This is a genomic window from Paraconexibacter sp., from assembly GCF_041602235.1.
Taxonomy (GTDB): Bacteria; Actinomycetota; Thermoleophilia; order Solirubrobacterales; family Solirubrobacteraceae; genus Paraconexibacter.
The window spans coordinates 1-9836 of record NZ_JBFIGP010000134.1 but is presented as its reverse complement, the minus strand read 5'-3'; the positions used below and the strand labels follow the sequence as shown (position 1 = coordinate 9836).

The window sequence follows — 9836 nt, the reverse complement described above, 5'->3', positions numbered from 1 at the left end:
GGGTCCTCGAACACGGCGTCCTCGGTGTAGCAGGAGGCCATCGTCTGCCCGTCCCCGGCGTCCATCGCGGCGTAGAGCCGGTCGATCGTTGCGAGGTTGGCGGCGGCGGACACCTCCGGATCCTCTGCCGGACGGCGTGCGCCGTCAAGCGCAGATCTCCGCCAGCCGCTCGCGCCGCTGCCCACGCGCACGGTTCCGGTCACCTTCGGGCGTTCCTCGCGGGCGCGGTCCGGTTCCGGCGTCAGGCGGCCCGCGTGTCCCCCGGCAACATGCGCGACGGCAGCGGGGCGCCGTGCTGAGCCGCCGCGTCGGCCAGCCCGGACCACGGGACCAGCGGGACGGCGAGCGCTTCCGCGATGCGCTCGACCAGCCGCCGCCGTTCAGGCTCGTTGCGAGGGGGGTGGGCGAGCGCCTGGATGCGAGCGTGCTCGGCACGCAGGCCGTCGCGGTGGGCCTCGATGCGCCCCCAGACCGTCACGACCCCCTCCACCCAGTGCCACTCCCCGTACCACTGCTGGGTGCCGGGCGCGTGGTAGGCGTAGACCCCGCACTGGCAGTCGGCGTGGGGTGCGTCGTGCTCGCCGTCCAGCCAGCCCACGCCCCGGGTGAGCGAGCGGTTGGCGGGAAAGCAGACGGCGTGCATGTCGCGGCCGTCCCAGCGGCACGGGATGTACGGGGAGTGCAGGCGGTCGCCGACGATCCGCCACGCGCGAAAGCCCACGACCGGGACGACGAGGTCCGGGGCGCGGTCGCTCATGCCGGGGCGCGGTCGGGCTCGGGCTCCCGGGTGGGCGGCGCGGGTGCCGGCCGCGGAACGCGGTCGGGGGCGCGGGCGGGGTCGGGGGCGGGTTGCTGCTCCGGAACGACGACCGGTTCGACGACGATCGTTCGCGACGGTCCGGTGAGCGACATGACCCACCGAGGGTACCGGCACGACGCAGCGTCTCCGCGCCCTCGCCGCCTCCCCAGCGGCGAACTCGGTGGGCGGACCCTGCCGGAGCGAGGGTATCCCCACCAAGTTCGCCGCAACGCGGCGCGGCGGCACGACGCCGGGGCCGCGCGCCGGTCAGGCAGCCGCGCCGCTTCCGAGCACGACCGTGCACTGCGACGACCAGACGCCACCGTTGGCGTGCACGAGCGAGACGTCACGACCGACCTCGCGGATCTGACGCACGCCCTCGACCAGGAGGGGAAGGCCGTTCATGCCCGGATGCTGGAAGGAGAGCCCGCCGCCGGTGGTGTTCACGGGCAGCGATCCGCCGGGGGCGATCGCCCCGCTCTGCACGAAGGGGCCACCCTCCCCCTTGGCGCAGAAGCCGAGGTCCTCGAGGAAGACGATCGGGGTGATCGTGAACGCGTCGTAGAGCTGCGCCACCTGCACGTCCTGCGGTCCGAGCCGGGCCTCGGCGAAGGCGGCCGCCCCGGAGTCGACCGCCGTGGTCCGGACCAGATCGGGCATCGAGGAGACGTGCCGGTGGGCCTGGGTCTCGCCCACGCCGAGCACCAGCACCTCGCACGCGCTCGTACCCAGCAGGTCGCGCGCGCGCTCGCGCGAGACCACCACGACGGCCGCGCCGCCATCCGTCACCAGGCAGCAGTCCTTCACCCCGAGGGGATCGCACAGGCGCGGCGCGGCCAGGACGTCCTCGACGGTCAGGTCCTTCGTCGCCCACGCGGCGGGCGTTCCGTCCCAGGCCTGCGCCCACCGCCGTGCGCTCACCGCGACCTCGGCGAGCTGCTCGGGGGTCGTCCCGAACTCGTGCATGTGGCGTGATGCGGCCAGCGCGTACGCGGCGAGGGGAAGCATCGGCCGGTGCGGGGCCTCGTAGCGATCGATCTCCTGGACGGATGCGACCGCCCGACCCACCAGCCGCTGGGTCGAGCCGTAGGCGATCAGCGCGACGTCGCAGAGCCCCGCGGTGATCGCGGCCCGCGCGTGGTTGAGGTGGGCGATCGGCGACGACCCTCCGACCTGGGTCGAGTCGCCGTACCGGGGGGCGATGCCCAGCTCCTCGGCGAGGGTGACGCTCGCCCACGGCAACTGGGTCGATGCTGCGAAGACGCCGTCGACGTCCGCGGGCGCCAGCCCGCACTGCGCCAGCGCACGACGGGACGCCTGCGCCATCAGGCCGGCCGGCGTCGTCCCGACGGGCACGGAGCCCATGTCCGACAGCGCCGCCCCCGCGATCGCGACCGCGGCACGCAGGTCCGGAGCGCCGCTCACGACGCGTCCTCGTCGAGCCGGAAGACGGGAACCGGCACGGCGTCCTCTCCCTCCCGGTCCTCCCACTCGAGCACGACCCGCTGCCCGATCCGGACGTCCTCCGGCGCCACCCCCACGACGTGGCTCATCATGCGGAACCCCTCGTCGAGCTCCACGAGCGTGAGGTCGTAGGGCTCGGCCCCGCGGGGCCGCACCGTCGTCGTCGCGTACACGGTGCCCCTGCCGCGACTGATCGCCCAGGCCACCGCCGCGCCGACGCGAGGTCGGAAGACCGGGGTGCCGTCGGACGTCACCTGGTAGGCGAGCTCGCGTCGCCGCGCATACGCGTCCCAGGTGGCGTCGGGGGCCGGTTCGCGTGTCGCGTCCTCCATCGCGGCGCAGCATCGCGCATCCGGACGACGCGCTCACCCGTAGCCTGTATGAGGATGACGTCGTCTCCCGGGATCTTCGCTCGCGGCCCCTGGGCACCCGAGCAGGTGCGCGCCCACTGGCGCGAGGACATGTACGAGCCACCGGCCGAGGCGACCGCCGCCGCCGACGCCGCGATCACCGCCCTGGCCGAGCGTGGGTCCCCCAGCCACGACGGCCTCGGGGCGCGATTCGTGTCGCATCGCGAGGAGGAAGGGCTCCTGGTCGTCGAGATGCAACCCGCCCGCTGGGGCCTGCGCCTCGTCGACCGCGACGCGTCGCAGTCGATGGCGGCCCTGTGCGTCACGCGCGCCTACGACGGCCGCTGGCTCGCCGGACGCCGCTCCGCGTGGCTGTCGACGTGGGCGGGGCGCTGGGCGCTGGGCGCCGGTGGCGCGGTGGACGTCGGGGAGTCCCCTGCCCAGACCCTGACCCGTGAACTGCACGAGGAGTGGCAGCTCACCGCCGAGCGCGTCCAGGTCGAGGCGCTGGTGCGCCTGCCGCACCACATGATCATGGTCGTCGGCCAGGCCTGGCTCCCGGAGGGCGCCGAGGAGGCTCTCGTCATGGACGACGAGCACGACGCCCACGCGTGGTGGCCGGCCTCGATCGACGAGTGGCCCGCGGAGGCCGACGAGCCGCTCCGTCGCATGGCCGGGCTGCTCTCCGCCACCGAGCGCTGACCCGCGTGCTCACCCGCAGCCGCCTGAAGTGGGCGTCGTTCTCCCACTCGCTCGTCTACCTGGTCCTGCTCGTCGCATGGGCCATCCCCGGGCTCCATCCCGTGGAGTTCGTCTTCGGGATGGCGCACGGCCTCGGATGGTTCGCGATGTGCGCGCTGGCGTTCGCCGGCGTCCGCGGTCGCCTGATCGACCTGCGCCTCGCTGTCGCGATATCGGTGCTCGGCGCGATCGGCCCCTTCATCGGGTCCGCGGAGTTCGTCCGCCAGGACCGCGAGAGGGCTCGCACCACCTCCGACACGTGACCGTCCGGTGACCTGAGAGGCAACCCGCCGGACCTCTTGCTACGCGCGCGCTAGAGTCAGTGTTCATGGCGGTCAACACGACGGTTCAGGTGGTCGCGCCCGGTGCGGGCGAGTCCGTGACTGAGGGCGAGATCCTCGAGTGGCACGTGAAGGAGGGTGACCACATCGCGGAGGGCGAGACGATCGTCGAGATCTCCACGGACAAGGTGGATGTCGAGGTTCCGGCCCCTGCCTCCGGGACCGTGGTCAAGCTGCACGTCGAGGAGGGCGAGACCATCACGGTCGGCCAGCTCCTCGCCGAGCTGTCGACGTCCGAGGGCGCGGCACCCGCCGCCGCCGACGGAGCCGACGGGTCGGAGCTGTCGACCTCGAACGTCGCCGACGAGGCCGACGGCTCCCAGGATCCGGCCACGACCGAGGCCCAGACCGCCAGTCCCGGCCAGGTCATCGACATCGTCACCCCCGGGGCGGGCGAGTCCGTCACCGAGGGCGACATCCTCGAGTGGCACGTCAAGGTCGGCGACGTGGTCGAGGCCGACCAGACCATCGTCGAGATCTCGACCGACAAGGTCGACGTCGAACTGCCGGCGCCATCGGCGGGCACGATCACGGAGATCCTCGTCGAGGAGGGCGACACGGTCACGGTCGGCCAGGTCATCGCGCGGATGGAGACCGGCGACGCCGGCGACACCGGCGCGCAGACCCCGGCCCCGACCGGCGACGCCGCCCCGTCCGCCGCGCAGAGCGCCGGCAACGGCGCGGCCGTGCCCGACGGCACGCGCGTCTCCCCGGTCGCCGCCCGGGTCGCTGCCGCGGAGGGCGTGAGCCTGGGCAACGTCACCGGCACCGGCCCCGGCGGCCGCATCACGAAGGCCGACGTCCTCGGCGCCGGGTCCGACGGCTCCGGCCCCAACGGCGCGACCGCCGCCGCGGGCTCGACCAGCAAGGCCATCAAGGGCGGGGCGGCGATGCTCGCCCGCTACATGGACGAGTCGCGCGCGATCCCGACCGCCACGTCCTTCCGCACGATCACGGTCACCGCGATGGACGGCCGGCGCAAGCAGCTCAAGGAAGCCGGCAAGAAGGTCTCCTTCACCCACCTGATCGCCTACGCGATCGCGCTCGCCGCCACCGAGGACATGCCGGTGATGGCCCACCACTTCGACGAGGTCGACGGCAAGCCCCACCGCGTCGACGACGGAGCCGTCAACCTCGGCATCGCCGTCGACGTCGAGAAGAAGGACGGCAGCCGCACCCTGATGGTCCCGGTGATCCGAGACGCCGGGCGCCTCTCGTTCCAGGGCTTCCTCGACGCGTTCGGCGACCTGATCGCCCGCGCGCGGGAGAACAAGCTGACCGCGGACGACCTCGCCGGGGCCAACATCTCCCTCACCAACCCGGGCGGCATCGGCACGATCGCCTCCGTCCCGCGCCTGATGGTGGGCCAGGGCACGATCATCGCCACGGGATCGATCGCCTATCCGGTCGGGCTGGGCAACATCGGCGCGGCGATCGGCGCCGAGAAGGTCATGTCGATGACCTCGACCTACGACCACCGGATCATCCAGGGGGCCGAGTCGGGCCAGTTCCTGAAGGTCGTCGAGGAGTACCTGCAGGGCGAGCACGGCTTCTACGAGAAGGTCTTCGCGGACGTCGGCGCGCCGCTGGGCACCGCCCCGCAGCCGCCGCAGCCGACCGTCGCGGCCGGGGCCGCCCCCGTCGCCGCCGCCGCAACGGCGATGCCGTCGGAGGAGCTGCTGCAGGCCGTGCAGGCCGCCACCTCGCTGCTCAAGGCGCACCGCACCCACGGCCACCTCGCCGCTCGCCTCGACCCGCTGGGCTCGGAGCCCGAGGGCGACCCCGCGCTCGACCCGCAGCCCCTCGGCCTCACCGACGAGCTGCTGACGCAGATCCCGGCGAAGATCCTGCGGACGCACGTCCCGGGCTCGACCCTGGCCGACGCCCTGCCCCATCTGCGCGCGACGTACTGCGGCACGATCGCCTACGAGGTCGAGCACATCGCCTCGCACCGCCAGCGCACCTGGCTGCGGGAGAAGATCGAGTCCGGCGCCTACCGCGCGCCCCTGAGCTCCGACGAGCAGAAGGCCCTGCTCAAGCGCCTCATCGAGGTCGACGCGTTCGAGCGGTTCATGCACAAGGCGTACCTCGGGCAGAAGCAGTTCTCGATCGAGGGCCTCGACATGACCGTCCCGATGATCGACGAGATCATCCAGCTCGCCGCCGGCGACGGCGCTCGCGAGGTGGTCGTGGGCATGGCCCACCGCGGCCGGCTCAACGTGCTCGCCCACAACCTCGGGCGACCGTACGAGACGATCTTCGCGGAGTTCGAGGGCGCTGCCACGCTCGAGGCGATCACGACGATCCCGCAGGGCGGCACCGGCGACGTCAAGTACCACCACGGCGCGCAGGGCAGCTACCAGCTGCCCGGCGGCGAGTCGATCCTGGTCAACCTCGAGAGCAACCCGTCGCACCTCGAGTTCGTGCACCCGGTCGTCCTGGGCGCCACCCGTGCCGCGCAGACCACCCGGCAGGGCCCGCACGCCCACCGCGACCCGACCGAGGCGGTCCCGATCGTCCTGCACGGCGACGCGGCCTTCCCCGGCCAGGGCGTCGTCTCGGAGTCGCTGAACCTGCAGGCCCTCGACGGCTACCAGGTCGGCGGCACGATGCACATCATCACGAACAACCAGGTCGGGTTCACCACCGACCCGGAGGACTCCCGCTCGACGCGGTGGGCCTCCGACCTCGCCAAGGGCTTCGACGTGCCGATCATCCACGTCAACGCCGACGACGTGAGCTCCTGCATCCATGCGGTCCGCCTGGCGTTCGCCTTCCGCCAGGAGTTCGGTCACGACGTGCTGATCGACCTCATCGGCTACCGCCGCTTCGGGCACAACGAGGCCGACGAGCCGGCCTACACCCAGCCCGAGATGACCGTGAAGATCAAGAAGCACCCGCGGGTCAGCGCGCTGTACGCCAAGGAGCTGGTGGAGGCGGGCACCATCCCGCAGGGCGACGTCGACGCCATGACCCAGACGATCTGGGACGAGCTCACGGCGCTGCACCAGAACCTCAAGGCGCAGATCCAGGCCAGCGCGGAAGCGGGGACGATCGAGCAGCAGACCGGCGAGTACCAGCTCGACCGCTCGCCCTCACCCGAGGTCAAGACGGCGGTCAGCGCCGACCGGCTCCGGGTCCTCAACGAAGAGATCCTGACCCACCCGGACGGCTTCACCGTCCACCCGAAGCTGGTCAAGCAGCTCGAGCGACGCCGCGCGGCGCTCGGCGAGGAGGGCGGGATCGACTGGGCGCACGCCGAGTCCCTGGCGTTCGCGTCGCTCCTGACCGAGGGGATCCCGATCCGCCTCACCGGCCAGGACGTCGAGCGCGGCACCTTCAGCCAGCGTCACCTCGTGCTGCACGACGCCAAGACGGGCCAGACCGTCTCCCCGATCCAGAACCTGCCGGGAGCGCTCGCCCCGTTCGAGCTGCACAACTCCCCGCTGAGCGAGATCGCCTGCCTGGGCTTCGAGTACGGCTACTCGCAGGAGGCGCCGGAGACCCTCGTGCTCTGGGAGGCGCAGTTCGGGGACTTCGCGAACGGCGCACAGGTCATCATCGACCAGTTCATCGTCTCCGGGCTCGCCAAGTGGGGCCAGTCCTCGCGGCTGACGCTCCTGCTGCCGCACGGCTACGAGGGCTCCGGCCCGGAGCACAGCTCCGCACGGCTCGAGCGCTTCCTCACCCTCGCTGCCGAGGGCAACATCCGTGTCGCGAACCTCACGACACCCGCGCAGTACTTCCACCTGCTGCGCCGTCAGGCGCGGATCGCCAAGCAGCGGCCGCTGGTCATCATGACCCCGAAGTCGCTGCTGCGCCTGCCGCAGGCCACGAACCGGATCCAGCACCTCGCCGACACGCAGTTCTTCCCGGTGCTCGGCGAGCCGCGGGTGCCGGTGGAGAAGGTCACCCGCCTGCTGCTGTGCACGGGCAAGATCTACTACGACCTCGTCGGACACCCCTCTCGCGAGGGCAACGAGGGCGTCGCGATCGGCCGCGTGGAGCTGCTCTACCCGTTCCCGGAGGGCCAGCTGCGCGAGCTCGTCGACACCTACCCGAACCTCAAGGAGGTTCTGTGGGTCCAGGAGGAGCCGCGCAACATGGGTGCCCGCGCGCACATGTTCCCGCGCCTGATGCAGATGCTGCCGGAGCACCTCGCCCTCGGATACGTCGGCCGCCCGGAGCGGGCCAGCCCGGGCGAGGGCTACCCGGCGGCCCACAACACCGAGCAGACACGGATCCTGCGCACCGCCCTGGACCTCTCGGTGCCGGTGTCGCTGTACCCGAAGAAGACGCCCGGCGAGCGTTAGCGTCCCAGCGCCCGCGCGACCGCGGGCGCCGCCGGGCTGATGTCGCTGCTCAGCCGCGGCAGCAGCTCGGCCCAGCCCGGCTGGAGCTCGATGGCGCGTCGCACGCGCTCGAGCGCCAGCACCTGATCGCCTGCGTCCCACGCCGCGAGTCCCGCCCAGAACAGCAGCTCGTGGTTGTCGGGGACCAGCGCGGCCGCGCGGCCGTAGCGCTCGCCGGCCTCGGCGTGCCGTCCCTCACCGATGAGGTCGTCCCCCTCGGTCGCCAGGGCGTAGGCGTCGGAGAGCACGAGGAGGCGCTCGAGCTCGTCCAGCGGCTCGGGGTGGTCGTCGACGCGCACGTCGGTGACGGTCCGCCAGCGCTCGCCCGACGCCGGGGCGACGACGATGGCCGCCGACTGCCGCCCCCGTACGTCCCCGCCCGCGGCCTCGGCGGCCCGGAGTGCCGCAAGCAGGCGTCGAGCCAGGGGGACCGCGGCTCCCGCCTCCGAGAACGCCCGCGCCATCTCGGGCCAGACCCGCTCGGAGGCCATCATGTTCGCCTGCACGCTGAACCCCGATCCGCTGAGGTGCCCCGCGAACGCGATGCAGCCCTCGCCGGTGTGCGTCGCGACGCTGCCGTGCCCATCGACGACGCTGACCTGCCGGAACCGCGCCGCGGGATCGGCAGCCAGCAGGGAGTCGAGGGCCTCCCGCGGGGCCTCCCCGGCCTCGAGACGGTCCAGCAGCTTCGGGCCGAACGCCTTCTCGGCGACCGACTGGGTGCAGACCGCGCCGATGCCGGGGCGGACCCACGGCACGATCGGGCCGACCGCGAACCAGTGCGACTGCACGGCTGCGCCCAGCATGCCCGTGCGCTGGTCACGTGCGACGATCGAGTACGTGCCTCGCCGGATCACCGACCGCACGATACCCCGGGCACAGGCGGGCGACCGCATCGCGCTCATCCGCGAACGGGCCCGGCGCGTGCCGCCGGGCTTCGTCACGACCTACGGGGATCTGTGCCCGGACGCCCCGCGCCTCGCGGGAACGGCGATGCGCCACGCCGGTGACCACGACGTGCCGTGGTGGCGGGTGGTCCGCAGCGACGGGTCGCTCGCGGTGGGCGCGCGGCAGCGGGCTCTGCTGCAGGCCGAGGACGTTCCCTTCCGGGCCGGGGGCGAGCGCGTGGACCTGCGCGCAGCGCGTCTCCCGCCCGAGGTCCTCTGACCCGGGCGCTCAAGTTCGCGGCCCTCGGGTCGATGATCCAGTGATGACGTCGTCCCCGCGTCAGTCGTCCCGCGTGCTTCCGATCGCCGTGGCGCTCGGCGTCGCCTACGCCGTGCTCTACACGGTCATCGACGTCTCGTCGGACTTCGGCAGCACGATCGGGTCGCCGTTCTGGCCCGCCGCCGGCGTGACCGTGGTCGTCCTGCTCCTGCGGCCGTACCGGGACTGGCCGGTCCTGCTCGGCGTCGTGATGGGCGTCGAGACGCTGCTCGACGTACGCGCCGGGTTCGGTGTCCCGGTGAGCGTGGCCATGGGCCTGGCGAACACGGCCGAGCCGCTGCTCGCCGCGACGCTGCTGCGACGCGGCGGGAGAGAGGCTCCGGACCTGCGGCGCAAGGACGGGCTCGGGCGCTTCCTGCTGTACGCGGTGATCGCCGGGCCGCTGCTCGGCGCGAGCATCGGCACGTTCGGCCCGGCCCTGGTCGCGGGAGACGCGATCCTTCCGCGGCTGCCGCGCTGGTTCGTGGGCGACGCGGTCGGCGTCCTGGTGATCGCTCCGGCCGTCGACGCCGTGCTGCGCGGCCGCACCGACCGCTCGATGGTGCTGCCGCTGCTCGCCGTG

9 protein-coding genes are annotated in these 9836 nt (G+C 72.9%); 5 read left to right on the top strand and 4 right to left on the bottom strand.

The window, feature by feature from the left end; genetic code table 11:
- Nucleotides 1–241: 241 nt before the first annotated feature.
- The 3 genes from ABYE80_RS11890 to ABYE80_RS11880 all read right to left on the bottom strand — a co-directional run bounded on the left by ABYE80_RS11890 (nt 242) and on the right by ABYE80_RS11880 (nt 2595).
- Nucleotides 242–757 carry a hypothetical protein gene (locus ABYE80_RS11890; RefSeq protein WP_372790496.1) on the bottom strand — a complete coding sequence of 172 codons (516 nt, stop codon included), beginning with the start codon at nt 755–757 and terminating at the stop codon, nt 242–244.
- Nucleotides 758–1066: 309 nt separating this feature from the next.
- The gene (locus ABYE80_RS11885) at nt 1067–2224 is read right to left on the bottom strand and encodes an acetyl-CoA acetyltransferase (protein ID WP_372790495.1); all 1158 of its coding nucleotides are present in this window, start codon (nt 2222–2224) and stop codon (nt 1067–1069) included.
- Nucleotides 2221–2595, bottom strand: a complete 375-nt coding sequence (locus tag ABYE80_RS11880; RefSeq protein WP_372790494.1) for a Zn-ribbon domain-containing OB-fold protein — start codon at nt 2593–2595, stop codon at nt 2221–2223. The genes ABYE80_RS11885 and ABYE80_RS11880 overlap by 4 nt, the downstream gene beginning before the upstream one ends.
- Nucleotides 2596–2649: 54 nt before the next feature.
- Here ABYE80_RS11880 and ABYE80_RS11875 point away from each other — a divergent pair, with 54 nt between their 5' ends.
- The 3 genes from ABYE80_RS11875 (at nt 2650) to ABYE80_RS11865 (ending at nt 8008) form a co-directional block, all read left to right on the top strand.
- Complete coding sequence (locus ABYE80_RS11875; protein WP_372790493.1) at nt 2650–3315, top strand: NUDIX hydrolase; 666 nt, start codon at nt 2650–2652, stop codon at nt 3313–3315.
- Nucleotides 3316–3320: 5 nt separating this feature from the next.
- A complete protein-coding gene (locus ABYE80_RS11870; RefSeq protein WP_372790492.1) occupies nt 3321–3617 on the top strand; it encodes a hypothetical protein in 297 nt (98 codons plus the stop codon).
- A gap of 65 nt (nt 3618–3682) precedes the next feature.
- Nucleotides 3683–8008 carry a multifunctional oxoglutarate decarboxylase/oxoglutarate dehydrogenase thiamine pyrophosphate-binding subunit/dihydrolipoyllysine-residue succinyltransferase subunit gene (locus ABYE80_RS11865; protein ID WP_372790491.1) on the top strand — a complete coding sequence of 1442 codons (4326 nt, stop codon included), beginning with the start codon at nt 3683–3685 and terminating at the stop codon, nt 8006–8008.
- Here the strand turns inward: ABYE80_RS11865 and ABYE80_RS11860 are convergent.
- Nucleotides 8005–8904 (bottom strand): DUF1028 domain-containing protein, encoded by a 900-nt coding sequence (locus ABYE80_RS11860; protein WP_372790490.1) that lies wholly within the window; start codon nt 8902–8904, stop codon nt 8005–8007. The genes ABYE80_RS11865 and ABYE80_RS11860 overlap by 4 nt on opposite strands.
- On the opposite strand from ABYE80_RS11860, the gene ABYE80_RS11855 reads away from it, so the two are divergent.
- Nucleotides 8888–9214, top strand: a complete 327-nt coding sequence (locus ABYE80_RS11855; protein WP_372790489.1) for an MGMT family protein — start codon at nt 8888–8890, stop codon at nt 9212–9214. The genes ABYE80_RS11860 and ABYE80_RS11855 overlap by 17 nt on opposite strands.
- A gap of 43 nt (nt 9215–9257) precedes the next feature.
- Nucleotides 9258–9836 (top strand): MASE1 domain-containing protein (locus ABYE80_RS11850; protein WP_372790488.1); only part of this gene is annotated, 579 nt, incomplete at its 3' end.